Annotated in this window: 22 protein-coding genes; 12 read left to right on the forward strand and 10 right to left on the reverse strand. The window is 68.3% G+C overall.

Annotation, left to right across the window (positions count from 1 at the left end; genetic code table 11):
• Positions 1-6: 6 nt before the first annotated feature.
• From PAM7066_RS03005 to PAM7066_RS18825, 4 genes are all read left to right on the forward strand, one after another.
• Positions 7-930 carry an NAD(P)H-dependent flavin oxidoreductase gene (locus tag PAM7066_RS03005; RefSeq protein ID WP_085852624.1) on the forward strand — a complete coding sequence of 308 codons (924 nt, stop codon included), beginning with the start codon at positions 7-9 and terminating at the stop codon, positions 928-930.
• A gap of 73 nt (positions 931-1,003) precedes the next feature.
• Positions 1,004-4,216 (forward strand): valine--tRNA ligase, encoded by a 3,213-nt coding sequence (locus tag PAM7066_RS03010; protein ID WP_085852625.1) that lies wholly within the window; start codon positions 1,004-1,006, stop codon positions 4,214-4,216.
• On the forward strand, positions 4,213-5,331 hold the full coding sequence (locus PAM7066_RS03015; RefSeq protein WP_085852626.1) for a pyridoxal phosphate-dependent aminotransferase: 1,119 nt from the start codon (positions 4,213-4,215) through the stop codon (positions 5,329-5,331). The genes PAM7066_RS03010 and PAM7066_RS03015 overlap by 4 nt, the downstream gene beginning before the upstream one ends.
• A gap of 31 nt (positions 5,332-5,362) precedes the next feature.
• Entirely contained in the window at positions 5,363-5,536 is a 174-nt protein-coding gene (locus PAM7066_RS18825; RefSeq protein WP_175484544.1) for a hypothetical protein, read from the forward strand.
• Here PAM7066_RS18825 and PAM7066_RS03020 read toward each other — a convergent pair.
• Positions 5,533-6,042 carry a GNAT family N-acetyltransferase gene (locus PAM7066_RS03020; protein WP_245749564.1) on the reverse strand — a complete coding sequence of 170 codons (510 nt, stop codon included), beginning with the start codon at positions 6,040-6,042 and terminating at the stop codon, positions 5,533-5,535. The genes PAM7066_RS18825 and PAM7066_RS03020 overlap by 4 nt on opposite strands.
• The gene (locus tag PAM7066_RS03025) at positions 6,039-7,235 is read right to left on the reverse strand and encodes a pyridoxal-phosphate-dependent aminotransferase family protein (protein WP_085852628.1); all 1,197 of its coding nucleotides are present in this window, start codon (positions 7,233-7,235) and stop codon (positions 6,039-6,041) included. Before PAM7066_RS03025 ends, PAM7066_RS03020 begins: the two co-directional genes overlap by 4 nt.
• Before the next feature lie 94 nt (positions 7,236-7,329).
• Between PAM7066_RS03025 and ygfZ the strand changes: the two genes are divergently transcribed.
• Positions 7,330-8,061 carry a CAF17-like 4Fe-4S cluster assembly/insertion protein YgfZ gene (ygfZ, locus tag PAM7066_RS03030; RefSeq protein ID WP_085852629.1) on the forward strand — a complete coding sequence of 244 codons (732 nt, stop codon included), beginning with the start codon at positions 7,330-7,332 and terminating at the stop codon, positions 8,059-8,061.
• Positions 8,062-8,084: 23 nt separating this feature from the next.
• A complete protein-coding gene (locus tag PAM7066_RS03035; protein WP_085852630.1) occupies positions 8,085-8,888 on the forward strand; it encodes a fructosamine kinase family protein in 804 nt (267 codons plus the stop codon).
• A gap of 2 nt (positions 8,889-8,890) precedes the next feature.
• Here PAM7066_RS03035 and efp read toward each other — a convergent pair whose 3' ends face one another.
• On the reverse strand, positions 8,891-9,454 hold the full coding sequence (gene efp / locus PAM7066_RS03040) for an elongation factor P (protein WP_085852631.1): 564 nt from the start codon (positions 9,452-9,454) through the stop codon (positions 8,891-8,893).
• A 210-nt stretch (positions 9,455-9,664) separates the two neighbouring features.
• On the opposite strand from efp, the gene PAM7066_RS03045 reads away from it, so the two are divergent.
• Positions 9,665-9,982, forward strand: coding sequence for a DUF6280 family protein (locus PAM7066_RS03045; RefSeq protein WP_085852632.1), 318 nt, complete (start codon positions 9,665-9,667; stop codon positions 9,980-9,982).
• A 122-nt stretch (positions 9,983-10,104) separates the two neighbouring features.
• Here PAM7066_RS03045 and PAM7066_RS03050 read toward each other — a convergent pair whose 3' ends face one another.
• Complete coding sequence (locus PAM7066_RS03050; protein WP_085852633.1) at positions 10,105-10,575, reverse strand: hypothetical protein; 471 nt, start codon at positions 10,573-10,575, stop codon at positions 10,105-10,107.
• A 325-nt stretch (positions 10,576-10,900) separates the two neighbouring features.
• Between PAM7066_RS03050 and PAM7066_RS03055 the strand changes: the two genes are divergently transcribed.
• Positions 10,901-11,083: a hypothetical protein gene (locus PAM7066_RS03055; protein WP_085852790.1), complete on the forward strand. Its 183-nt coding sequence runs from the start codon at positions 10,901-10,903 to the stop codon at positions 11,081-11,083.
• Positions 11,080-12,531: a sodium:solute symporter family protein gene (locus PAM7066_RS03060; RefSeq protein ID WP_085852634.1), complete on the forward strand. Its 1,452-nt coding sequence runs from the start codon at positions 11,080-11,082 to the stop codon at positions 12,529-12,531. Before PAM7066_RS03055 ends, PAM7066_RS03060 begins: the two co-directional genes overlap by 4 nt.
• Here the strand turns inward: PAM7066_RS03060 and cueR are convergent.
• From cueR to PAM7066_RS03085, 5 genes are all read right to left on the reverse strand, one after another.
• On the reverse strand, positions 12,516-12,914 hold the full coding sequence (cueR, locus tag PAM7066_RS03065) for a Cu(I)-responsive transcriptional regulator (protein WP_085852635.1): 399 nt from the start codon (positions 12,912-12,914) through the stop codon (positions 12,516-12,518). The two genes, PAM7066_RS03060 and cueR, sit on opposite strands and share 16 nt — an antisense overlap.
• Entirely contained in the window at positions 12,911-15,394 is a 2,484-nt protein-coding gene (locus PAM7066_RS03070) for a heavy metal translocating P-type ATPase (RefSeq protein ID WP_245749565.1), read from the reverse strand. Before PAM7066_RS03070 ends, cueR begins: the two co-directional genes overlap by 4 nt.
• Positions 15,395-15,541: 147 nt before the next feature.
• On the reverse strand, positions 15,542-15,925 hold the full coding sequence (locus PAM7066_RS03075) for a response regulator (RefSeq protein ID WP_245749566.1): 384 nt from the start codon (positions 15,923-15,925) through the stop codon (positions 15,542-15,544).
• Positions 15,909-19,352 (reverse strand): chemotaxis protein CheB, encoded by a 3,444-nt coding sequence (locus PAM7066_RS03080; RefSeq protein WP_085852638.1) that lies wholly within the window; start codon positions 19,350-19,352, stop codon positions 15,909-15,911. Before PAM7066_RS03080 ends, PAM7066_RS03075 begins: the two co-directional genes overlap by 17 nt.
• Positions 19,345-19,896: a PAS domain-containing protein gene (locus PAM7066_RS03085; protein ID WP_085852639.1), complete on the reverse strand. Its 552-nt coding sequence runs from the start codon at positions 19,894-19,896 to the stop codon at positions 19,345-19,347. The genes PAM7066_RS03080 and PAM7066_RS03085 overlap by 8 nt, the downstream gene beginning before the upstream one ends.
• A gap of 203 nt (positions 19,897-20,099) precedes the next feature.
• Here PAM7066_RS03085 and PAM7066_RS03090 point away from each other — a divergent pair, with 203 nt between their 5' ends.
• The 3 genes from PAM7066_RS03090 (at position 20,100) to fnrL (ending at position 22,865) form a co-directional block, all read left to right on the forward strand.
• Entirely contained in the window at positions 20,100-20,576 is a 477-nt protein-coding gene (locus tag PAM7066_RS03090) for an NUDIX hydrolase (protein WP_085852640.1), read from the forward strand.
• A gap of 13 nt (positions 20,577-20,589) precedes the next feature.
• On the forward strand, positions 20,590-22,041 hold the full coding sequence (locus PAM7066_RS03095) for an inorganic phosphate transporter (protein WP_245749567.1): 1,452 nt from the start codon (positions 20,590-20,592) through the stop codon (positions 22,039-22,041).
• 83 nt (positions 22,042-22,124) lie between these two features.
• Positions 22,125-22,865 (forward strand): transcriptional regulator FnrL, encoded by a 741-nt coding sequence (fnrL, locus tag PAM7066_RS03100; RefSeq protein ID WP_085852641.1) that lies wholly within the window; start codon positions 22,125-22,127, stop codon positions 22,863-22,865.
• Between the two features lie 6 nt (positions 22,866-22,871).
• Here fnrL and PAM7066_RS03105 read toward each other — a convergent pair whose 3' ends face one another.
• A complete protein-coding gene (locus PAM7066_RS03105; protein ID WP_139214936.1) occupies positions 22,872-23,678 on the reverse strand; it encodes a universal stress protein in 807 nt (268 codons plus the stop codon).
• Between the last annotated feature and the right edge of the window lie 101 nt (positions 23,679-23,779).

Consider the following 23,779-nt stretch of genomic DNA (forward strand, 5'->3'; position numbering starts at 1 on the left):
GACGCCATGCCGCAACCATTCGACAATCTCCGCATTCCCGCCATCGCGGCCCCGATGTTCCTGACGTCGGGGCCCGACCTCGTGGTGGAATGCTGCCGCTCGGGGGTTCTGGGCACCTTCCCCGCGCTGAACCAGCGCACGACCGAGGGCTTCGGCGACTGGCTGACCCAGATCGAGGAACGCCTGAGCGAGGTCGAAAACCCGGCCCCCTACGGCGTCAACATCATCGTCCACGGCTCGAACAGCCGCGTCCGCCCCGATCTCGAACTGTGCGTGAAGCACAAGGTGCCGCTGGTCATCACCTCGCTCGGCGCGGTGAAGGAGGTCGTTGACGCAGTCCATTCCTACGGCGGCAAGGTGTTCCACGATGTCATCAAGACCCGCCACGCCGAGAAGGCCGTCGAGGCCGGCGTCGACGGGTTGATCGCCGTCTGCGCGGGCGCGGGCGGGCATGGCGGCACCCTGTCGCCCTTCGGCTTCATCCCCGAGATCCGCTCGTTCTTCGACGGCACCATCGTGCTGTCGGGCTCGATCTCGACCGGAGCGCAGATCGCGGCGGCGCGCGCCATGGGGGCAGATCTCGCCTACCTGGGCACCCGCTTCATCGCGACGCAGGAAAGCATGGTGAGCCAGGCGAACAAGGAGATGGTCGTCGGCTCGAAAACCACCGACATCGTCTACACGCCCAAGATTTCGGGCGTGAACGCGAACTTCATGCGCGGCTCGATCGTGGCGGCGGGGCTCGACCCAAACGACCTGCCCGACCACGGCCCGATGAACATGGAAAACGAAGCGCGCGCCTGGAAGAACATCTGGTCCGCGGGCCACGGCGTCGCCGGCATCGACGACATCCCCCCTGCCGCCGAGCTGTGCGAACGCCTCGTGCAGGAATACCGCGACGCCTGCGCCATGCTCGCCCGCGACGCCTGACCCGCTGAAGGCGGCTTTCCCTCGCCCGGATCTGGCGTTATCCACCTCGCGACCCGAGACCGAGGACGATCCCATGCCCATGGAGAAGAACTTCGACGCCTCCAGCGCCGAATCCCGCATCTACGAACTTTGGGAGCGCGAGGGCTGCTTCGCCGCCGGTGCGAACGCAAAGCCCGGCGCCGAGACGTTCTCGATCATGATCCCGCCGCCGAACGTGACGGGCTCGCTCCACATGGGCCACGCGTTCAACAACACGCTCCAGGACATCCTGATGCGGTGGAAGCGGATGCAGGGCTTCGACACGCTCTGGCAGCCCGGCACCGACCACGCCGGCATCGCCACCCAGATGGTGACCGAGCGCGAGATGGCCGCGAACGGCGAACCCACCCGTACCGAGATGGGGCGCGAGGCGTTCCTGGATCGCGTCTGGCAGCAGAAGGCCAAGTCGCGCGGCACGATCATCGGGCAGCTCAAGCGTCTCGGCGCCTCGGCCGACTGGTCGCGCGAGGCCTTCACCATGGGCGGCGCCCCCGGCGACCCCGATGCGCGCGCGGGCCAGCAGGATTTCCACGCGGCCGTCATCAAGACGTTCGTCGAGTTCTACAACAAGGGCATCATCTATCGCGGCAAGCGGCTGGTGAACTGGGACCCGCATTTCGAGACGGCGATCTCGGATCTCGAGGTCGAGAATATCGACCAGCAGGGCCACATGTGGCACTTCAAGTATCCGCTGGCTGGCGGCGCGACCTACACCTATGTCGAGAAGGACGAGGACGGGAACACCCTCTTCGAAGAGGTCCGCGACTACATCGCGATCGCCACGACCCGGCCAGAGACCATGCTGGGCGACGGCGCCGTCGCAGTTCATCCATCGGATGAACGTTACGCGTCAATCGTCGGAAAACTATGTGAAATCCCGGTCGGTCCGAAGGAAAGCCGCCGCCTGATCCCGATCATCACCGACGAGTATCCCGACCCCACCTTCGGCTCGGGCGCGGTCAAGATCACCGGCGCGCACGATTTCAATGACTACGGCGTAGCAACCCGCAACGGCATCCCGCTCTATGCGCTGATGGACACCCGCGCCCGGATGCGCAGCGACGGCCTGCCCTACGCCGAGGCTGCCGAAATGGCCGGCGAGATCGCCCGCGGCGAGGCCGAGGCGCCCGACGACGCCACCCAGATCAACCTCGTTCCCGACGCCTATCGCGGGCTCGACCGGTTCGAGGCGCGCGCGAAGGTCGTCGAAGAGATCACGGCCGAGGGGCTCGCCGTCATGGTCCTCTCGACCGACCCGCGCCTCGGGAAAGCGGCGGCGAAACCCCCGGTCGAGACCGAGGAAGGCAGCGAGATCCGCAGCGACGCCCTCGTCCCGCTGGTCGAGGAAAAGCTCATTACCCAGCCCTTCGGCGACCGCTCGAAGGTGGTGATCGAGCCGATGCTGACCGACCAATGGTTCGTCGACGCCGCCCGGATCGTCGGCCCCGCCATCGACGCCGTCCGCACCGGCCAGCAGCGCGCCCCGGGCTCGACCGAAGGCACCCGCATCCTTCCCGAGCGCGACGCCAAGGTCTATTTCCACTGGCTCGAGAATATCGAGCCGTGGTGCATCTCGCGCCAGCTCTGGTGGGGCCACCGGGTGCCGGTGTGGTACGGCCTCGACCTGCACACTTCGAGCTTCCATGACGACGAGGGCAACGACGCGCTGGACGAGGTCGAGCTGCTGTCGCTTCTGACCAAGGACCACCTCGTCCATTCCGGCGCGCGCCACCACTCGGCCGCCGCCTTCGCTGGCGTGGTCGAGCCCTTCCGCGACGACCTTGCCAGCCTGCCCCACCCGCTGAACACCGCCCGCGTGGTCGAAGTCGAAGACCGCCATGAAGCCGCCCACGCGCTGGCGACCTCGCTGGCCGAATACAACGTCACGCAGGACTCGACGAAGCTGGTCTATCCCGTCTGGCGCGACCCGGACGTCCTCGACACGTGGTTCTCGTCCGGCCTCTGGCCGCTCGGCACTCTCGGCTGGACCGGCGACCCGCAGATCGACGCACAGAACGAGGCGTTGCAGAAGTATTTCCCCACCTCGGTCCTTGTGACCGGGTTCGACATCATCTTCTTCTGGGTCGCCCGGATGATGATGATGCAATACGCGATGGTGGACGAAAAGCCGTTCCACACCGTCTACGTCCACGCCCTCGTCCGCGACGAGAAGGGGCGCAAGATGTCGAAATCGCTCGGCAACGTCATCGACCCGCTGACGCTGAGCGACGAATACGGCACCGACGCGGTGCGCTTCACGCTCGCCTCGATGGCCGCCATGGGGCGCGACCTGAAGCTGTCGAAGGACCGCGTCGCGGGGTACCGCAACTTCGGCACCAAGCTCTGGAACGCCTTCCGCTTTGCCGAGATGAACGGGGTCCGGCACGGTGCGTACAAGACGCACACGGACCTCTTGCGCGATCACGGCGCCCAAACGACCAACCGCTGGATCCTGGGCGAGCTTGGCCGCACCCGCGACGCGGTGCAGGAGGCGCTGGACGACTACCGCTTCAACGACGCGGCGAATACGCTCTACGCCTTCGTCTGGGGCCGGGTCTGCGACTGGTATGTCGAGCTGGCGAAACCCCTCTTCGACGGCGACGCCGCCGAGGAAACCCGCGCGACGATGGGCTTCGTCCTTGACCAGTGCCTCGTCCTGCTGCACCCCTTCATGCCCTTCGTCACCGAAGAACTGTGGGGCCAGGCCGAGCGCGACACGCGCCTCGTCCACGCCGACTGGCCCGGCTATACGGCCGCCGACCTGATCGACGAGGCGGCCGACCGCGAGATGTCCTGGGTCATCGGCCTGATCGAGCAGATCCGCTCGGTCCGGGGCGAGATGAACGTGCCGGCGTCCCTGAAGGCGCCGCTTTTGCTGGTCGAACTGGACAACGCGGGCCGCACCGCGTTCGAGCGCAACCGCGCGCTGATCGAACGCCTGGCCCGTCTTGGCGACATCAGCGAAGGGGCCGCACCGAAGGGGGCGATGATCCTTCCCGTTCAGGGTGGTTCGTTCGCGATGCCCCTGGCCGACATCATCGACGTCGAGGCCGAGAAGGCCCGGATCGAGAAGGCGCTCGGGAAGCTGGACAAGGATATCAAGGGTCTGGAGGGGCGACTGAAGAATCCCAAGTTCCGCGAAAGTGCCCCCGAGGATGTCGTGGCCGAGACAGAGACGCTGGTGACCGAGAAATCCGCCGACCGCGCGCGTCTGGCGGCCGCGCAGGAGCGTCTCGCCGAGATATGACCGACCCGCGCCTGACCCCGCTTGCGGCCTCCCTCCCCGCCACGGTGCCGTTCGTCGGCCCCGAGACGCAGGAAAGGGCCGCCGGCGCGGCGTTCCGGGCGCGGCTCGGCGCCAACGAAAGCGTCTTCGGCCCCTCGCCAACGGCAATCGAGGCGATGCAGCGCGCCGCGGCCGAGGCGTGGATGTATCCCGATCCCGAAAGCCACGACCTGCGGCAGGCGCTGGCCGCCCATGTGGGCGTGGGCGCGGAGAACATCGTGATCGGCGCCGGGATCGACGGGCTGCTGGGCTCGCTCGTCCGGCTGACGGTCGCGGCGGGCGATCCGGTGGTGACGAGCGACGGCGCCTACCCGACCTTCAACTACCATGTCACGGGCTATGGCGGCCGCCTGCACCGCGTCCCCTACCGCGACGATCACGAGGACCCCGACGCCCTGATCGAAGCCGCGCGCGAGACGGGCGCGCGGCTCATCTACCTGTCGAACCCCGACAACCCGATGGGCACCTGGCACCAAGCCGAGCGTATCGCGCGAATGATCGAGGACCTGCCCGATGGGTGCCTCCTGATCCTCGACGAGGCGTATCTGGAGTGCTCGGACGCCGACACCAGCCCCCGGATCAACACGTCAGACCCGCGCGTGATCCGGATGCGGACGTTCTCGAAGGCCTACGGGCTGGCCGGGTGCCGCGTGGGCTACGCCATCGGCGACGAGGCCCTGATCGGCGCGTTCGGCCGGGTGCGCAACCATTTCGGGCTCAGCCGGGTCAGCCAGGCGGGGGCGCTCGCCGCGCTGTCGGATGAGCCTTACCTGCGCGAGGTGCAGGCGAAGATCGCCACCGCCCGCGACCGCATCGCCGGGATCGGCGCCGAGAACGGCCTGACCGCCCTGCCCTCGGCCACGAACTTCGTCGCGCTCGACCTCGGCGGAGACGGAGCGCGGACCCGCGCCGTGCTGGACGCGCTGACGAAGGCGCGGGTGTTCACGCGGATGCCCGGCGTCGCGCCGCTGGATCGCTGTCTTCGGGTGTCCTGCGGAACGCCGGCCGATCTGGACATCCTCGCAGAGGCGTTACCGCAGGCGCTGAACCAGGGGCGCATATCGGGTTTGACGTGACAACGCGCGCGCCGCGCACGAGATTACGCCCATGGACCGACAACCCGCCCCCGACTTCACGATCGCCTTCCTGGTCTCGCTCGCGCCACTGATCTTCATCGCGCTGGTGGCCGTGTGGGTTGCGTCCGGGCTTCTCGGGGCGTTCGGCGTGTCCTACGTCGCCGACAAGGGCATCACGCGGCTCGGCCGCCGACCCGACGCCTAGCCCGTCGTGCCCGGCCCCAGCGGGCGCTGCATCAGGACCGAATCAACCCAGCGCCCGAACTTGAACCCCACCGCCTCGAGCGTGCCGACATGGCGGAATCCCATCGCGACATGCAGGCCGATGGACGCGACATTCTCGCGATCGCCGATCACCGCGATCATCTGCCGCCAGCCGCCCGCTTCGCAGCGGGCGATCAGCCCGGCCAGCAGCGCGCGCGCGACGCCACCGCCCCGTGCCGCAGCATCCACGTAGACGGAGCATTCGACCGTGTGGCGATAGGCCGGACGCGGGCGATATGGGCCGGCATAGGCGTAGCCCACGACGCGGCCGTCCCGCTCGGCCACCAGCCACGGCAGGCCCTGCGCGACGACGGCCTGGCGCCGCGCCTCGAGCGTAGGCGCGTCGGGCGGCACTTCCTCGAAACTGGCGAGACCGTGCAGCACCTCGACGGCATAGATCGCCTGAACGGCCGGCATGTCGGCCAGCCGCGCATCGCGGACGATCATCCCGCGGCACATACCTCTGCCGCGACCTGCACGGCGGCGTTGCCGTGGGGAATGTCGCAGGCGGTCAGGCCCGCCTCGATCACCGCAAGCGTGCCCAGCACCATATGCGCGTTCACGTGGCCCATGTGGCCGATGCGGAACCAGCCGCCCGCGTCCGGGCTGCCGGGTTCGGCCATGCCGATCCCGAGGCCCAGCGTCACGCCGGCCTGCGCATGGGTCCAGGCGCGCAGGCGCTCGGCCCGGTCCTGTCCGAGGTAAAGGCATGTCACCGCGTTGCTGCGCGCGCCCTCCGGAGCGTTCATCCGCAGCGGACCGCCCTCGCCCCAGCGGATGCAGGCGGCGCGCACGGCGTCGGCGAGGACGGCGTGGCGATGCCAGACAGCCTCGATCCCCTCCTCGACGATGAGGTCGAGCGCGGCGCGCAGGGCGAAAAGGTGGTGCGTCGGCGCGGTGCCCCCGAAGCGATGGTAGAACATCTGCGGGTCAAGCCGCGGCGCCCAGTCCCAATAGGGGCTGACCGCGTCGCCAAGCCGGCGCCGCACCGCCCGCGCCTTGTCGTTCACCCACAGGAACCCGATCCCCGGCGGGGTCATCAGCCCCTTCTGGCTGGCCGCCAGCAGGACGTCGACGCCCCACGCGTCCATCTCGAACCGGTCGCAGGCGAGCGAGGCGATCGTGTCGGCCATCAGAAGCGCCGGGTGCCCCTCTTCATCCAGAACGCGACGCAGCGCGGCGATGTCCGAGCGCACGCCCGTCGCCGTATCCACGTGCACGGCCAGCACCGCGCGGATCTTGTGGTCGGCATCGGCGCGCAGGGCCTCGCGCACACGCTCGGGGTCAACCGGGCTGGCGAGGCCGAAATCGATCATCCGCACCTCGGCGCCCAGGCGGCGGGCATTCTCGGCCCAGCCATGGCCGAAGCGCCCGGTGATCGGGACCAGCACCGCGTCGCCGGGGGAAAGGACGTTGGCCAGCGCCGCCTCCCACAAGCCATGGCCGTTCGAGATGTAGATCGCCACCGGCGCGGCGGTCCGCGCGACGGCGGACAGGTCACGCCCGCAGGCCAGCGTCAGGTCGACGATCTCGCCCTCGTAGATGTTGACGGATCCCCGGCTCATGGCACGGATGACGCTCTCGGGCGGGACCGAGGGGCCGGGGATGGCGATGTAGGGGCGACCGTTGGCGAGACTCATGTGCGAGGCGTAGGCCCGCCTCGCAAGACCGTCAATCCTTGACCTGACGCCCTTCCGGGCCGACCTGTTGCGCACCCATGAACGGAGCCGATCCATGTCCCGCCGCGTCATCTCGATCACCGGAGCCGAGCGCACCGACTTCCTGCAGGACCTCGTGACCAACGACGTCACCAGGCCCGACCGGCTGAGCTACGCGGCGCTGCTGACGCCGCAGGGGAAGTACCTGTTCGACTTCTTCGTCGGCCATGACGGGGACGAACTTCTGATCGACGTGTCGGACGGGCTGGCCGAGGCGCTGACCCAGCGGCTGACCATGTATCGCCTGCGCCGCAAGATCGGGGTCGAACTGACCGACCGCGTCGTCTCACGCGGGACCGACACCCCGCCCGAGGGCGCCCTGCCCGACCCTCGCCACCCCGACCTCGGCTGGCGCCGGATCGACCGCGAGGGCGCGGATGACGGCACTGACTGGGACGCGCTGCGGGTCGCACTGACCGTGCCCGAAAGCGAGGTCGAGCTGATCCCGAACGAGAGCTTCATCCTCGAGATGGGGTTCGAGCGGCTGAACGGCGTCGACTTCCGCAAGGGCTGCTATGTCGGCCAGGAGGTGACGGCGCGCATGAAGCACAAGACCGAGTTGAAGAAGGGCCTCGTGAGCGTCGAAGTCGAGGGCGACGCCCCCGTCGGCACACCGATCACGGCCGATGGCAAGGCGGCGGGCACGCTCTATACGCAGGCGGGCGGCCGCGGGCTGGCCTGGCTGCGCTTCGACCGCGCCGGCGAGGGTATGCAGGCGGGCGACGCACAGGTGCACTGGCGGGGCTGAGGCCTTCGACCGGAGGGGCCGATATGTCCGATTTCGACCAACGCATCAGCGCCCTCGTCGGACAGCCCGTCCGCGCCAGCCGCCGGCTGTCAGGCGGCGACGTTTCGTCCGTCAGGGCGGTGACGCTGGATGACGGGCGCACGCTCGTCGCCAAGGTCGGTGGTCCGGTGAGGAACGAGGCCCGGATGCTTTCGGCCATCGCCGCCGCCGGGTGCCCCGCCGCGCAGGTCATCGCCGTGGACGAGCAGTACCTGGTGATGACGATGCTTTCCGAAGGCCGCCCGAGCGAAACCGGCTGGGCCGAGGCGGGCCGCGCCATTGCCAAGCTGCATGCCGCCTCGGGCGCGCACTACGGCTGGCCCGAGGATCACGCCATCGGCGCGGCGATCCAACCCGGCGGGAAAGACGAGGACTGGCCGCGCTTCTGGGCCGAGGCCCGCCTTCTCGCCTGGCCCGAGGCGCTGACCGGTGACGTGGCAAAACGGCTCGAAACGTTGGCCGGCCGCCTGCCCGACCTGCTGCCGGCCCGCCCTCCGGCCAGCCTGCTGCATGGCGACCTTTGGACCGGCAACCTGATCTTCGACGGCGGCTTCCAGGGCCTCATCGACCCGGCGAGCTACTACGGCGACGCCGAGGTCGATCTTGCCGCCCTGACCACCTTCGGCACCCCGCCCGACAGCTTCTGGGAGAGTTACGGCCCCCTGCGCGACGGCTGGGAAGAACGGCGCCCGGTCTACCGGCTGTGGATCGCGCTTCTGCACCTGCGGCTATTCGGCGCCTCCTACCGCGGCATGGTCGAGGGATGCCTCGACCGCGCCGGGGCCTGAGGTCAGGCGCGCTCGGAATATTCCATGCTGCCGGTGTCGACGATGATGTCCTCGTCCTGCGCGATGAAGGGCGGCACCATCACCTTGATCCCATTGTCGAGGATCGCAGGCTTGAACGAGTTGGCGGCCGTCTGACCCTTCACGACCGGCTCGGTCTCGACGACCTTGCACTGCACCTTCTGCGGCAGGGTCGCGCTCAGCGCCTCGGCGTCGTAATATTCGACCTGGATCGTCATCCCGTCCTGAAGGAAGGGACGCCGCTCGCCCAGGATCTCGACGGGCAGTTCGATCTGCTCGAAAGTTTCGTTATCCATGAACACCAGCATCCCGTCGGATTCGTAGAGGAACTGCTGGTCCTTCTGCTCGAGCCGGACGCGTTCGACCTTGTCCGCCGAACGGAAGCGCTCGTTCAGCTTCGAACCGTTGCGCAGGTTGCGCATCTCGACCTGCGCGAAGGCGCCGCCCTTGCCGGGCTTGACGTGATCGACCTTCACGGCGACCCACAGGCCCCCGTTGTGATCCAGCACGTTACCGGGACGGATCTCGTTACCGTTAATCTTGGGCATGGGTAAAACCTTGGCGCGAGGTTGATGACTTCAAGGCGATGCCTATATCTGCCCGAAGAAGGCCGCGCAACAAGGCCATCCGGAGTTCGGCGCATCCCGCTTCCCGTCAGGCGCATATGGGGTATTCCGAAAACGCATAACACATCGTGTCGCAAATCTTTCATAAGGCGCGTCACGTCCACCGCCAAGACCAAAAACAAGGAACGACGAATGGCCGACTTCGTTGATGGAACCGCATTCAACCACGAGCAAGGCAACCGGGCGCGCAAGCTGTTCGCAGCCGTCGTCCTCGCCGCTCTCGACGATGCGATCGCCGACGACAAGAAATACGGCAACGGCCCCGAGCAGATCGCCCGCTGGGCCCGGTCTCGTGACGGACGCGAAGTTCTCAGCTGTGCCGGCATCGACCCGAACGAGCGTGTCGTGTCGGGCCTGATGGAATTCGTGCGCAAGGGCGTGCGGACATCGGTCGCGCTCAGCCGTGAAGAAAGCGAGCGTCGCAACGCCGCGCAGGCCGAAGCCGCCTGATCCCCTTTCGCGGGCGACTGCCGTTGCCCGCCCCCACTGGAAGCGCCGTGGCCTGAAGCCGCGGCGCTTCTGTTTTGCGCCATCTGCGTGCCTCGGCCGAACGGCCCGAGGCACGCGATCCCTCAATCGATGGTGACCGACGCGCTTGGCGCCGGCCGCATCACCTCCGCCAGGGCCTCGATCGCGGCCACGAAGCCCGTCGTCTCGGCCCCCTCGCATAGCAGCAGCGCATGCGCCCGCACAGCGTCCAAGCGACCTGATCCTGCGGCGCGGTACGCAGCCATGAAGCTTTCCTCGTGGCGCGTCACGTGAATCGCGCAGCAACGACAGCACGGGTTGCTGAAGCGAAAGCAGCCGTCCCGCGCGAGGCGCATCGCCTCGATCGCGTCCAGCACCGCCATGGCGAGACGCGGCCCGATCTCTGCGCCCCGCCGGTCGATCGCGTGCGCGAAGGCAAGCCGCCATCCGTGTGTACCGGGCTCGGACAAGCCGCGGAAGAAATGGCGGGCGACGGTCAGAACGTCCAGTTCGGTCGCGCTGTAGCCGATTTCGGTGACGGTGCGGTTGGAGGTGGCGGCAGGGCTTCCGTGCATGGCGGGCTCGTTCTCTCGGGCTGGGCGCGCATTGTCGCACCGTGAGGCATCATGATCAGCTGCCGTGCCGAGCTGGGGCGCGTCCGCGACGGCGGCAGCATCTCGTCCGTTGCCGACGTTCCACGTGGTGCCTGCATGTCCCGCCACGGTTGGGTTGCACCATCTGAGCAAAACACTCAGAAATAAAAAGTCCACCCGAAAACGGCAATCGAGCCCGTCGACTGCCGCATCGGCGCGACACGCGGCAATTCGACCCGAGGGCGGTGGCGCCGATCGCCGTTTGCCGTTAACCGGGGCCGAGGCACCACGGATGGATTGCAGAACGATGTCCCGCAGAACCGCACTCGCAGCTATCGGCGTCGTCATTCTCGGCTGCTACGGCGTACCGTACCTGCTGATCGGGCAGATCGCGGCATGGTATGGCAGCTTCCTCTTCTGGTCACTTGCAGGGGTGGCCGTCATCGTCCTGAACGTCGCGGCGACACGCGGATGGGAGGACGAGGAATGAGCACATCCCTCGTCATCTGGGGCGTCGTCATCTATGTCGTGCTGGCTTGCATCATCGCGTGGATGTCTCGCCGCGGGTCGCGCGCGACCTCTACCATGTCCGAATATTTCCTGGGCGGACGCACCATCGGAGGCGTGCTGTCGGCGCTGTCCTACTCGGCCACCACCTACTCGGCCTTCATGATGGTGGGGCTCGCCGGCCTGACCTATCGCGGAGGCGTCGGCGCGTTGGGGTTCGAGATCGTCTATTTCGCCGGCGTCTCGCTGATCGCGATCTTCGGGCCGCGCTTCTGGCGCGCGGGCAAGCGCCATGGCTTCGTCACCCCGTGGGAGATGCTGGGCCACCGTTACGGCTCGACGTGGGTGGCGGTCGCCGCCGGCCTTGTGAGCCTGATCTTCCTGATCCCCTACTCGGCGGTGCAACTGTCGGGCGTGGGCTACCTGCTGTCGGGCATGACCGGGGACGCGATCCCGTTCAGCGCGGGGATCGTGCTGGCGACGGTGCTTGCCATCGTCTTCGCCTTCGTCGCGGGCATCCGGTCGGTCGTCTGGACCGACAGCCTGCAGGCGCTGGTGATGATGGTCGCCTCGCTGATCGTCGGCGTTCTCGTGGTGTCCGAGCTCGGAGGCTTCCTCGGGATGTTCGAGACCATCGCCGCGACCCGCCCAGAGATGCTGAAAGTCCCCGGCCCTGGCCTTTTCAGCTTCACGACGTTCCTCGGGCTGACCCTGCCGTGGTTCTTCTTTTCGATCTCGAACCCGCAGGTCAGCCAGCGGCTGTTCATGCCCTCTTCGCTTGGCGCGTTGCGGCGGATGCTGCTGATCTTCCTGTGCTTCGGGCTGGTCTATACGATCATCTCGGTGCTCTGGGGGTTCTCGGCGCTGGTCGCCTTCCCGGATCTCGAAAACGCCGACCGGGCCACCGCGCGGCTGCTGTCGTCCGAGTTCGTGCCTCCGATCCTTGGCGTTGCCGTGATGATCGGGATTCTCGCGGCCGCGGTGTCGACCATCGACTCGATCCTGCTGACGCTATCCTCGATCTTTGCCCGCGACGTCTGGGGCAACCTTGGCGGCGGGGCGGCGGATGCGAGCCAGTTGAAGGTCGGCAAGATCGTGATCCCGGTGATCTCGATCCTGGCGCTGATCTTCGCGGCGATGGAGATCTCGCTGATCGCGATCCTGTCCGTCGCCGCCTCGGCCGGGCTGGTGGTCACGGTGCCCGCCATCGTCGGCGCGTTCTTCTGGCGCAGGGGCACGGCGGCCGGGGCGTTGGCCTCGATCGCGGGCGGAGCGGCCTTCGTGGGCGGCATGTATCTCACCGGCAATGCGCTCTGGGGGCTGAATGCGGGCGTGCTGGGCCTGCCGGTCGCGACGATCCTCTTCGTGGCGGTCAGCCTCGTGACGCGACCCTCGACCCGGCAGACGACCGAGGGCTACGTCGGCACCTGATCTCCGGCGATGCTTTGCAGGATCGGGCAGTCGGGACGGTGATCGCCCGCACACCGGTCGACGAGGTCCGATAGCGTGGCCCGCATGTCCTGAAGGGCGGCGATCTTTGCGTCGATCTCGGCCAGGTGCTCGCGCGCAAGGGCCTTTACGTCGGCCGAGGCGCGGCTGTCATCCTCCCACAGGGACAAAAGGGTGCGGCAATCCTCGATCGTGAAGCCAAGCGCGCGGGCCCGCCCCAGGAACGCGAGCTTGTGCACGTCCGCCTCGCGGAAGGCACGGTAGCCGTTCGTGTCGCGCGGCGGTGTGACAAGGCCGATCTCTTCGTAATAGCGGATGGTCTTGGCGGGCAGGCCCGCGCGAGCCCCGGCGTCCTTGATGTTCATGCGTGGCTCCGTTCGGCATAGGTTGGATCGGCGTCGGCACTGCGGTCCGACGTTCGCGCGTCGAACCGCATGGTCCTGAGCCGCAGCGCGTTGGTCAGGACGAAGACGCTCGACAGCGCCATCGCGCCGGCGGCCAGCATCGGCGACAGAAGATGCCCCGTCACCGGCCACAGCACACCCGCCGCGACCGGCACCAGCGCCGTGTTGTAGGCGAAAGCCCAGAACAGGTTCTGACGGATGTTGCGCATGGTGCGGCGGCTGACCTCGACCGCGTTCGCCACGCCCGAAGGATCGCCCGACATCAGCACCACGTCCGCCGTCTCGATGGCCACGTCCGTCCCTGTCCCCATGGCGATACCGACATCGGCCGCCGCAAGGGCGGGGGCATCGTTGATGCCGTCGCCGACGAAGGCAACGGGACCGTGCAGGTTCTTCAGGGCATCGACCTTGCCCTCGGGCATGACCTCGGCGATCACCTCTTCGATACCAAGGTCGCGCGCGATGGCCCGGGCTGTCGCCTCGGCGTCGCCCGATATCATGGCGACCCGCAGGCCCCGGTCCTTCAGCGCCTGGATCGCCTCGCGCGCGCCCCGCTTCACCGGGTCGGCCACGCCGATGACGGCCGCAACCTGCCCGTCCACCGCGACGAATAGAGGCGTCCGCCCGGCCTCGGCGATCCCGGCGGCGGCGCTGTCGAGCACGTCCGTCGCGATCCCTTCGCGCGCCATCAGCCGCCCTGCCCCGACCAGCACATCGGCGCCGTCCACGCGCGCGCGCGCGCCGAGGCCGGTCAGGCTCTGGAAGTCCTCGGGTGACGCGACGGGCAGGCCCCGCTTTTCGGCCCCGCGCAGGATGGCGCGGGCGATGGGGTGCTCGGACGACCGCTCGACCGCGGCGGCGTAGGCAAGGGTGAGGTCGGGGTCGGTGCCCTCGGCCGGGATCAGGTCGGTCAGTTCAGGGCGGCCCTCGGTCAGGGTGCCGGTCTTGTCGAAGGCCACGGTCGCGACCTCTTGCAGGCGTTGCAGCGCGTCGCCCTTGCGGAACAGCACGCCCAGCTCGGCCGCGCGGCCAGTGCCGACCATGACCGAGGTCGGCGTCGCCAGCCCCATGGCGCAGGGGCACGCGATGATCAGGACCGACACGCCGGATACCAGCGCGAGCCCCAGCGTCGGATCGGGACCGAGCCCGAGCCAGACCAGCACCGTCAGCACCGCCACGGCCAGGACGGCCGGCACGAACCAGCGGACCACCCGGTCCACCGCGCCCTGGATCGGAAGCTTCGCGCCCTGCGCCTCCTGCACCATCCGCACGATTCCGGCGAGGACGGTGGCCTCGCCCACGGCCGTCGCGCGCAGGGTCAGGGCGCCGGTGCCGTTCATCGTCCCGCCCGTGACGTTTGAACCGGCGGTCTTCTCGACCGGGACCGGCTCGCCCGTCAGCATCGACTCGTCCACGAAGGAGCGGCCCTCGATCACCTCGGCATCCACCGGCAGGCGCTCTCCGGGGCGGACCAGGACGCGGTCCCCGGGGGCGACATCGGCGAGGGGGATCTCTTCGGTGCGGCCGTCACGCTCGACCCGCGCGGTGCGGGGCTGCAGGCCGATCAGCGCTCGGATCGCGGCGCCGGTGCGGCCCTTGGCACGCGCCTCCATCCAGCGGCCCAGAAGGATCAGCGTGACGATCACCCCGGCCGCCTCGTAATAGACGGCGACGCTGCCGGTGGGCAGCAGGGCGGGCGTGAAGGTCGCGACGGTGGAATAGCCCCAGGCCGCCAAGGTGCCGAGCGCGACGAGAGAGTTCATGTCCGGCGCGCCCTTCAACAGCGCCGGGATCCCCTTGGTCACGAACCGCCGCCCCGGCCACGCCAGAACCAGCGAAATCAACAGGAATTCGGCGATCCACAGCCCCGCGACCTGGTGGATCGCGTGGCCGAGCGACGGGATCAGGTGGCCGCCCATCTCGACCAGGAAGACCGGCAAGGTCAGGGCGGCGGCAATGGCGGTCTGGCGGGCGAGCGTGCGCGCTTCGGCGGCGTTGCGGTCGGGCGCGTCCGTGTCGCCCCTTGCCTGTGGCCGGGCGGGATAGCCGGCTTCGGTCGCCGCGCGGGCGAGGGCATCGGGCATCGTTGCGCCACTCAGCCAATCCACCGTCGCAGTGCCGGCGGCGAGGTTCACCCGTGCGTCCACAACGCCCGGTACAGCCTCCAGCGCCCGCTCGACCCGGCCGGTACACGAGGCGCAGGACATCTCGTCGATATCCAGAACCGTCGCGGACATCCCGGCCGGGTAGCCTGCATCCGACAGAGCTTGCACGATGTCGGACAGCGCGGCGTCGCCCGGATCGACGCGGGCGGTTTCCGTCGCAAGGTTGACCTCGGCGCTGCGCACGCCCGGCACGGCGTGCAGGGCACGCTCGGCCCGGCCGACGCAGGACGCGCAGGACATGTCCTGCACGCGGATTGTCACGACTGCACCGCTCATGGAAACCTCCGTCATCTCGATACGGGTTCGAGATGGGGTTCCAGTTACGGGAAGGTCAAGAGAAAGGAGTCAACTTCGTCTGGTGCGGCGCGGGTCGCCTCTCCAAAGGATGAAAGCGACCCTGCCGCCCGCGGTCGAGGCACAAGGCTACGAGGCGGCGGCCACGGCACGCAGCGCGGCGCGGATGGCGCGGCTGTCTATGGGCTTCGGGCAGTGCTTCGCGCAGGGAAACCGCAAGGCGACGTCGTCCTCGATGATGTGGCCAGAGTGGAAGATCAGCGGCACGCCGCGCTTGTGCAGACGTTCCGCGACCGGAAAAACATCGCCGTCCCGCAGGCGCACGTCGAGAACGGCAGCCACGAAATCCCCGTCGACCTCGTCCAGCGCCTTGTCCACGCGGGCGAACGGGCCGACGACGCGGAACCCCGCATCCTCGATCATGATCTTCACGTCGAGAGCGACGATGGGCTCGTCCTCGCACAGAAGAACCGTGCCGCGTTCGGGCTGCTCCATGTTAACTGTGTCTTTCATATGTAAGTCGGGTCCTGCGCAAGTCGGGCCGCCGCTCTATGTCGATCCGTCCATCGACCTGCGCCGCGGACATCTGCATCAGCGTGGAGCCGAAGCCGGTCATCTCGTTATGTTGGCGAACGGTCGGCTCGTCGTAGTGTTCCACCCAGTCGAGTTGAATCTCGTCCCTGTCACCCGAACGCCACGTCACCGACAGCCGACCCTCTGCCGGGCCGAGAACGCCGTACTTGGCGGCATTCGTCGCCAGTTCGTGGAACAGCAGGGACAGGGCGGTCAGGGTTTCGGGCGAAACCTCGACCGGGGGGCCGTCGACGTCGATCCGGGCGTGGCCGTCGAAGGGCTCGATCGCGCTGCGCACCGCATCGCCCAGGGTCAGCGCCGTGCCCACGGGAGCTTGGTGGGTCAGGTTGTGCGATCGGGCCAACGCACCGATCCGGGCGGTGACCCCGTCGACGAGATCACGCACCGACCCGGCCGACATGCCCGCGATGCGCACCATGCCCGAAATGATCGAGAACAGGTTCTTCACCCGGTGGTTCATCTCGTGCAGCATGATCTCGCGCACGCGCTTGGCCTCTTCGGCCTCGGTGACGTCGAAGATCACGCCCAGCGTCCGCATACCCTGGTTACGGGCGATCCGGCGGCCGACCATGCGCACGCTGCGCTCGCTATGCGCGCCGTTGGCCTGTTCGAAGGTCAGGCCGAAGGGAAGGACGGTACTGCCCTCGCGCAGGATCCCGGCGGCGTCCCGGCGCGTCTCTTCCGGCACCCGCTCGAGAAACGCGGCGAGCGGCATCTCGTCCGCGTCGAGCGCCAGCAGCGACGAGGCGGTGTGGTCGAAATGGATGTGCCGGCCGTCGCGCGACAGTTCCCACACGCCCAGCTCGGCCACGTCGAGCGCGAGGCGCAGGCGCTCGCCCTCGGCCCTCAGGTCGTCCTCGAGCTGCAGCGCGTCGGTCAGTTCGCTGAAGACCAGCGTCACGCCCGCCACCTGTTGGTCGCGGGCACGGTAGGGGGTGACGAACAGCGACCAGGTGCGCTGCTCGGCCTGGTTCTGGATCTGCAGGCGCTGGTCCTGCTCGGTCTCGATGACGGTCTCGATCACGTCGAGTATCTTGTCCGAGTCCTCGATATTGCAGGTCATCTCGGCCAGGGGGCGGCCGCGATCGACGGGGCGCAGCGGGTAGATCGACTGGATCGCGCCGGTGAAGTTGCGGATCCGGCGGTCGAGGTCCAGCACCACCAGCGGCAGCGCCGTCGAGGCGAAGAAGTTCGACAGGTCGGCATTGGCGACCGACAGTTCGTCCACCTTGTCCTTCAACTCGTCGTTGACGGTCGCGAGCTCTTCGTTCGTCGACTGAAGCTCCTCGTTCATCGACATCATTTCTTCGTTCGAGCTTTTCAGCTCTTCGTTCGCGGTCTCGAGTTCCTCGACCGTGATGTGCAGCCGCGCGCGGGTCGAGCGCAGCTCGTCCTCGAGGCTCTGGACATGGCTGTCGCCCGGGGCGACGTCGTCGAGATCGTCCTCGTGCAGCGGGTCGAACCGGCCGCGTTCGCGGAACACCAGAAGCACCGTGCCGTCCTTCAGCGGATCGGCGACCAGGTCGAACGGCTGGCGCCCCACATCCGAGGTCGCGACCAGATCGCGGCTGATCGTGCGCCGCTGGGTCCGGGCAGCCTGACGGACGGCGGACGAGATCGCCTCGCGCACGCCCGGCCGCGCGATCGAGGCGGCGTACTGGGTGTTCCGCTCGCCCGGCGCAATCTCGAGATAGCGACCCAGCTTGCCGGTTGAGCCCAGCACCTCGCCCTGCCCCGTCACCAGCAGCGTCGCCGGCCCGTAGGTTTCCAGGATGCGCTCGGTCGCCGTATTGTCTGCCCAGGCGACGCGGGTGGCCTTGCCATCGGATTCGTCCGCGTTGCGCCGCCACGTCCGGCGGTGGTCCGACCGGTTGCGCAGTTGCAGCGGGTATTCCGGCCGGGCGTCGTTGCGCTCGAACAGGCGCGCCTGCGGCTCGATCGGGTGGAACAGGTGATCGTGGCGGCTCAGCGACTCGGAGGGGCCGAGGAACAGCTTGCCGCCCGGACGGACCGAGTAGTGGAAGATCGGCAGGACGGCCGCCTGCAACTGCTCGTCGAAGTAGATCAGCAGGTTGCGGCAGGACAGCAGGTCGATGTTCGAGAACGGCGGATCCCGCACGAGGCTGTGGACCGAGAAGCGGATCATGTCCCGGATACGCGAGGCGATCTGGAACGTGCCGTCGCGGGCGACGGTATAGAGGTCGCGCATGTCCTCGGGGATGTCGGCCAGTGCCGCCTGCGGATAGATGCCGTCCCGTGCGATCCGCAGCATGCGCTCGTCGATATCCGTCGCGAAGACCTGGATGTCGATGCTGCGGCGCTGCAGGCGGACCTCTTCGGCAAAGAGCATCGCGATGGTATAGGCTTCCTCGCCGCTGGAACAGCCGGGCACCCAGACGCGCACCTCCTCGCTGTCCGAGCTTTCGACCAGCGGCTCGATGACGAGCCGGCGCAGCTTGTCGAAATGCTCGGCATCCCGGAAAAAGCGGGTCACGTTGATGAGCAGTTCGCGGAACAGGACCTCGCACTCGTCCGGCTCGGTGCGGATGTGGTGCAGGTAGGCCGTCGCGTCGGGCAGGTCGAGAACCTGGATCCGCCGCTGGACGCGCCGGGCCAAAGTCGAGGTCTTGTAGCCCGAGAAGTCGTGCCCGGCCGTGGTGCGCACGACGGAACAGATGTCGCCCAGCGTCTCCTCGACGGTGCGGGCGAGCTGTCCCCCTGCCCCGTCGACCGTCGCCTTCTGGAAGAACTGCTGGACCGTATCGATGATTTCCTCGGGCGGAAGCACGAAGTCGACGAGCCCCGTGGACTGAGCGGAAGTGGGCATCCCGTCGTATTTCGCCGTCTCGGGATCCTGCGCGACGCAGAGGCCGCCATGCTCCTTGATCGCGCGCAGCCCGGCGCTGCCATCGGCACCCGTCCCCGATAGGATCACGCAGGCGGCGTTTTCGCCCTGGTCCTCGGCCAGGCTTTCGAAGAAGTCGTCGATCGGCCGGCGCAGACCGCGGGGTTGCGCGAAATCGGTCAGGGTCAGACGGCGATCGCTGATCGACAGCCCGTGCCCCGGCGGGATGATGTGGACGGTCCCCGGCTGCACGGTTTCGCCGTCGTTCGCCTGGCGCACGTCCAACGTGGTGTGTCGACCCAGAAGCTCGGCCAAAAGGCTGTCGTGGTTGGGGTCGAGGTGCTGGACCACCACAAAGGCAAGCGCGCAATCGCGGCCCGCAGCACTCAGCATTTCGCGCAGCGCCTCGAGGCCGCCCGCCGAGGCGCCGATGCCGACGACGAAAAGGGGCCGGCTGTCGCTGTCACCCGCCTGCATGCCCTTGGGGCTGTCGTCACTCATCCAGGTTCAGCCGTGCCAGCATGGCGATCGAATTCGAGATGGACGCCGCAGAAGCCTCCATCGCCAGACCGAATTGCTGTCCCATCATCTTCAAATCCGCCAGGTCGCGCGACAGCGTTTCGTCGTTCGACCGCAGCCCCTTGCGCTGTTGCGCCGTCGTCATATCGAATTGAGACGCGAGAATGAACCGCGCCCTGCCCTCGCGGTTTCGCAGACGAGTCATGAAGACGAGGTTATGAAAGGCCAATCCGTCCTTGCGATAGTTCAGGACGATGAACCGCCCGTCATTCTGCGCAGGGTCGTGAACGAAATCGTGCAACGCGGCGCGCGAGGCGTCGTCGGTCGCGGGACCCTGCAGAAACCGGCAGTTATGGCCCTCGACATCCTCGCGCGCATAGCCGGTCAGGTCGCAGAAGCGCTGGTTGACCAGCGTCAGGGGCACGTCGCCATCGGCGGTGGAAACCGCAAGCGCCACGCCCGATCGCAGGATGTAGTCCCGAAGCTTATCCGGCAGTTCCGCGACCATCGGATCAACCTCGTTCATGTTCGTCGTGCCCTGCTGTCATCCGGAGGTAAATAGAGGATGCTCGGCGGGCGTCCAACCCGATCACGGCGGAAACAATGCCACCGACAAGGGCAGCGGCACCGGCCGCGATCCCGGTAACGCAACGTCAATCCTGTTTGCCTTACCGTCTCGCGGCACTTATTCATGATTGTCCACTCGTAAAGGTGAGGCGGTGCGGCGCCATGTTGCGCAATCTCGTGACGGATTACATCCTGCCCATGCTGCGGCGGCCGGCGTTCTACCAATCCGCAGCCCTGTGCTGGCGGATCGAGAAGGATGTGCCGCAGGTCCTCCTGCTGACCTCGCGCGAGACGCGGCGCTGGGTGCTGCCCAAAGGGTGGCCCAAGACGGGTTTGAGCGCCGCCGAGACCGCCGCCGAAGAGGCGTGGGAGGAAGCCGGCGTCCGCCTCGGCGTGCCGGGGCAACCGGTGGGCCGCTACTGCTACCGCAAGCGGCTCAAGGGCGGCGTCCCGGTCGAGACCGACGTGGACGTCTTCGCCTTCCCCACCCTCGCTTTCGAGGACGACTTCCCCGAAAGCGGCCAGCGCGAGCGACTCTGGCTCGCCCCCGAAGAGGCCGCGCGCCTCGTGGAAGAACCTGACCTGTCCGAGATCCTCGCCGCCTTCAGGCCCGGCCACGGCCCGGCCACCGTCGCGTGACGCGGCCGTTTCCTTGAGCAGACGCTCCGTTCCAGAGCGCTGGACGTCCCTCGACACCGACCTCAAGCGGGTGACGCGGGTCGAGGCGGCGGCGATGTTCGTCTCGCGCCCGCTGGTCGGCCTCGGGATCGCGCTGTTCCTGATCGCGCTCGCCGCGCTCGCGGCCGGGATCGTCACCCCCTCGGGCTCGGGGCTCGTGGTGCTGGCGACCGCCTTCGGGGCCTACATGGCGCTGAACATCGGCGCCAACGACGTCGCCAACAACATGGGGCCGGCGGTCGGCGCGAAGGCCCTGTCGATGACCGGGGCCATCGCCATCGCGGCGATCTGCGAAAGCGCCGGCGCGCTTCTGGGCGGAGCGGACGTCGTGGCGACGATCTCGCGCGGGATCGTCGGGCCCGAGAGCTTCCAGGGCACCGAGGCCTTCACCCTGACGATGATGGGCGGCCTGCTGGGCGCCGCGATCTGGGTGAACATCGCCACCTGGATCGGCGCTCCGGTCTCGACCACCCACTCCATCGTCGGCGGCGTCCTGGGCGCCGGCGCCGCCTCGGCGGGGTTGGCCGCCGTGTCATGGGGCACCATGGCCGCCATCGCGTCCAGCTGGGTGGCGGCTCCGGTCCTGGGCGGGGTCATCGCGGGCCTCGTGCTGGCCGGGGTGAACGCGGCGATCCTGGACCGCGAGGATCGGGTGACCGCGGCGCGGATGTGGGTGCCGGTGCTGATCGGGATCATGGCCACCGCCTTCGCAACCTACCTGGCGATGAAGGGCCTCGGCCACGTGGTCCGGATCGGGCCGGGCCGTGCACTGGCAATCGGCGTGCCCGTCGGCATCCTGGCGGCGCTCGCCTCGCGCCCCTTCGTGGCGGAACGGGCGGGCGAAGAGGCCACGCTCGAGTCGCTGTTCCGCCTGCCCCTGATCGTGTCGGCCGCATTCCTGTCCTTCGCCCACGGGGCCAATGACGTGGCGAACGCCGTGGGGCCCGTGGCCGCGATCGTGGGGGCCGAGGCGCAGGGCGCGGTGCCCTCCGCGGTGGCCGTCCCGCGCTGGGTCATGGTCATCGGCGCGGCGGGGATCAGCTTCGGCCTGATCCTGTTCGGGCCGCGGCTGATCCGCATGGTCGGCAAGCAGATCACCAAGCTGAACCCGGTCAGGGCCTACTGCATCTCGCTCGCCGCGGCCGTGACGGTGATCGCAGCCTCGTGGCTGGGCCTGCCGGTCAGCTCGACCCACACGGTGATCGGCGGCATATTCGGCGTCGGTTTCTATCGCGAATGGCGCGCCGACCGGAAGCTGGGCCGGAGCCAGCAGTCCGGCAAGGGTCTGGCCCGCGAGGAGCGACGTCGCCGCAAGCTGGTGCGCCGCTCGCATTTCATGACCATCGTCGCCGCCTGGGCCATCACCGTCCCCGCCGCAGCGTTGCTTTCAGCGCTCGCCGCCAGCGTGCTGCACTGGCTGGCCTGAGCGCGGCGCCGAGAGACGCCCACTTCGGTCTGCGTCATTCCGCGCGCATTGATCGAGATCGACAGGCAAGGTAGGAAGCGCGCATGGTCAAGCTTTCCCCCATCGTCGCCTGCGGAACCTGCCCGATCCGCCACAACGCCGTCTGCGCCAAGTGCGACGCGGAAGAGCTGGTCATCCTGGAGCAGGCCAAGAGCTACAAGACCCTGCCCGCCGGATCACGGCTGGCCGAGGCGGGCGAGACGCTGTCCTACTTCTCCACGATCATAGAGGGCTGCGCGACCATATCGCGCACGCTCGAGGACGGGCGGCGCCAGACGGTCGGGCTGCTGTTGCCATCGGATTTCATCGGCCGGCCCGGACGCGCGACCTCGCCCTTCGATGTCGAGGCCCTGACCGAGGTAAAGCTCTGCCGGTTCGAGCGGACCACCTTCGAGCAGCTGGTCACCGACACGCCCCATATCGCGACCCGCCTTCTGACGATGACGCTGGACGAGTTGGACGCCGCGCGCGACTGGGCCGTGGTGCTGGGCCGGATGACCGCGCGCGAGAAGGTCGCCGCGTTCCTCGTCAGCCTTGCGCGGCGGCAGGCCGGCGCGCGCGGCACGGCGACCGCCGGTGGCCGCGCGGTGGTGCATCTGCCCCTGTCGCGCGAGGCGATGTCCGACCATCTGGGCCTGACGATCGAGACGACAAGCCGCCAGATGACCGCCCTGCGCAAGGACGGGTTGATCGAGACGCCGACCAAGCGCGAGATCCACATCCCCGATTTCGACGCCCTCGCGTTCGAGGCCGCCGAAGACGACGACGGCGGCCCGATCGTCTGACCGCACCTAGCGCGCCAGCAGAAGCGGCCCCGGCGCGGCTTCCAGCAGGTCGCGCGTGACGCCGCCCAGCAGCACCTCGCGCAGCCGGCGGGTGCCGTAGGCCCCCATCACCAGCAGATCGGCCCCCTGCTCGCGCACATGATCGCGCAGCACCTCGGCCACGCGCCGCCCGCTACGGGGCAGGGACGCGATCGAGGCGTCGACCCCGTGCCGCTCGAGCATGACGGCAAGGTCGCGCCCGGCCGTTTCGTTCTGCGGGTCGACCGTGACGATCTCGGCCTTGCCGGCCGCCTTCAGAAGCGGCATCGCGGCGCGGATCGCGGCCAGGGCGACGTCGTTCCCGTCCCACGCCAATACAGCACGTTCGCAGGTGGGCGTCTCGTCCCCCGGTACCAGCAGGATCGGCACGCGGCTGTTGTAGAGCACCGCTTCGAGCACGCTTTTCGCCGTGTCGCCTTGCGCGTGCGATGGGTGCGGCAGGATCACGAGGTCGGCCAGCCGGATGGCGTTCACCAGGCTGCCGACGAACTCGGCCGAGCGCCCGCTGCTGGCATCCAACGCCCAGGCGATGCCCTCGCGGCCCAGCCGCTCGCGGACGCGCTGCTCGATCGCCGTCAGCTCGGCGCGGGACTCTTCGAGGAACACCGCGCTGCTGAGAGCGAGATCGGGCGAGATCATCGCCGGAATGTCGAGCTGACTGCGCCCGACCATGGTGACGTCGAGATGCGCGTTCCAACGCGCGGCGCAGCCGATCGCGGACTCGAGCGCGTCGGCATCCGGCATGACGACGGTGGCGATGGTTTTGTAGGACATCTCGAACTCCCTCCGGGTTTCGAACAGATACTGCTTCCCCACCCCGCCACGCGCCTTGATCCGTGTCAAATCCCGGGTTGATCCATGTCAAGGCATCCTGC

Origin of the sequence: Palleronia marisminoris (assembly GCF_900172315.1) — a bacterium.
Taxonomy (GTDB): domain Bacteria; phylum Pseudomonadota; class Alphaproteobacteria; order Rhodobacterales; family Rhodobacteraceae; genus Palleronia; species Palleronia marisminoris.

Coding starts and splice junctions, on each gene's coding strand:
- PAM7066_RS03015 (WP_085852626.1), top strand. CDS start 4,213: ATGACCGACCCGCGCCTGACCCCGCTTGCGGCCTCCCTCCCCGCCACG.
- PAM7066_RS03045 (WP_085852632.1), top strand. CDS start 9,665: ATGGCCGACTTCGTTGATGGAACCGCATTCAACCACGAGCAAGGCAAC.
- PAM7066_RS03105 (WP_139214936.1), bottom strand. CDS start 23,678: ATGTCCTACAAAACCATCGCCACCGTCGTCATGCCGGATGCCGACGCG.
- PAM7066_RS03070 (WP_245749565.1), bottom strand. CDS start 15,394: ATGAGCGGTGCAGTCGTGACAATCCGCGTGCAGGACATGTCCTGCGCG.
- ygfZ (WP_085852629.1), top strand. CDS start 7,330: ATGTCCCGCCGCGTCATCTCGATCACCGGAGCCGAGCGCACCGACTTC.
- PAM7066_RS03080 (WP_085852638.1), bottom strand. CDS start 19,352: ATGAGTGACGACAGCCCCAAGGGCATGCAGGCGGGTGACAGCGACAGC.
- PAM7066_RS03020 (WP_245749564.1), bottom strand. CDS start 6,042: ATGATCGTCCGCGATGCGCGGCTGGCCGACATGCCGGCCGTTCAGGCG.
- fnrL (WP_085852641.1), top strand. CDS start 22,125: ATGGTCAAGCTTTCCCCCATCGTCGCCTGCGGAACCTGCCCGATCCGC.
- PAM7066_RS03025 (WP_085852628.1), bottom strand. CDS start 7,235: ATGAGTCTCGCCAACGGTCGCCCCTACATCGCCATCCCCGGCCCCTCG.
- PAM7066_RS03005 (WP_085852624.1), top strand. CDS start 7: ATGCCGCAACCATTCGACAATCTCCGCATTCCCGCCATCGCGGCCCCG.
- PAM7066_RS03075 (WP_245749566.1), bottom strand. CDS start 15,925: ATGAAAGACACAGTTAACATGGAGCAGCCCGAACGCGGCACGGTTCTT.
- PAM7066_RS18825 (WP_175484544.1), top strand. CDS start 5,363: ATGGACCGACAACCCGCCCCCGACTTCACGATCGCCTTCCTGGTCTCG.
- PAM7066_RS03085 (WP_085852639.1), bottom strand. CDS start 19,896: ATGAACGAGGTTGATCCGATGGTCGCGGAACTGCCGGATAAGCTTCGG.
- cueR (WP_085852635.1), bottom strand. CDS start 12,914: ATGAACATCAAGGACGCCGGGGCTCGCGCGGGCCTGCCCGCCAAGACC.
- PAM7066_RS03050 (WP_085852633.1), bottom strand. CDS start 10,575: ATGCACGGAAGCCCTGCCGCCACCTCCAACCGCACCGTCACCGAAATC.
- efp (WP_085852631.1), bottom strand. CDS start 9,454: ATGCCCAAGATTAACGGTAACGAGATCCGTCCCGGTAACGTGCTGGAT.
- PAM7066_RS03060 (WP_085852634.1), top strand. CDS start 11,080: ATGAGCACATCCCTCGTCATCTGGGGCGTCGTCATCTATGTCGTGCTG.
- PAM7066_RS03090 (WP_085852640.1), top strand. CDS start 20,100: ATGTTGCGCAATCTCGTGACGGATTACATCCTGCCCATGCTGCGGCGG.
- PAM7066_RS03010 (WP_085852625.1), top strand. CDS start 1,004: ATGCCCATGGAGAAGAACTTCGACGCCTCCAGCGCCGAATCCCGCATC.
- PAM7066_RS03035 (WP_085852630.1), top strand. CDS start 8,085: ATGTCCGATTTCGACCAACGCATCAGCGCCCTCGTCGGACAGCCCGTC.
- PAM7066_RS03055 (WP_085852790.1), top strand. CDS start 10,901: ATGTCCCGCAGAACCGCACTCGCAGCTATCGGCGTCGTCATTCTCGGC.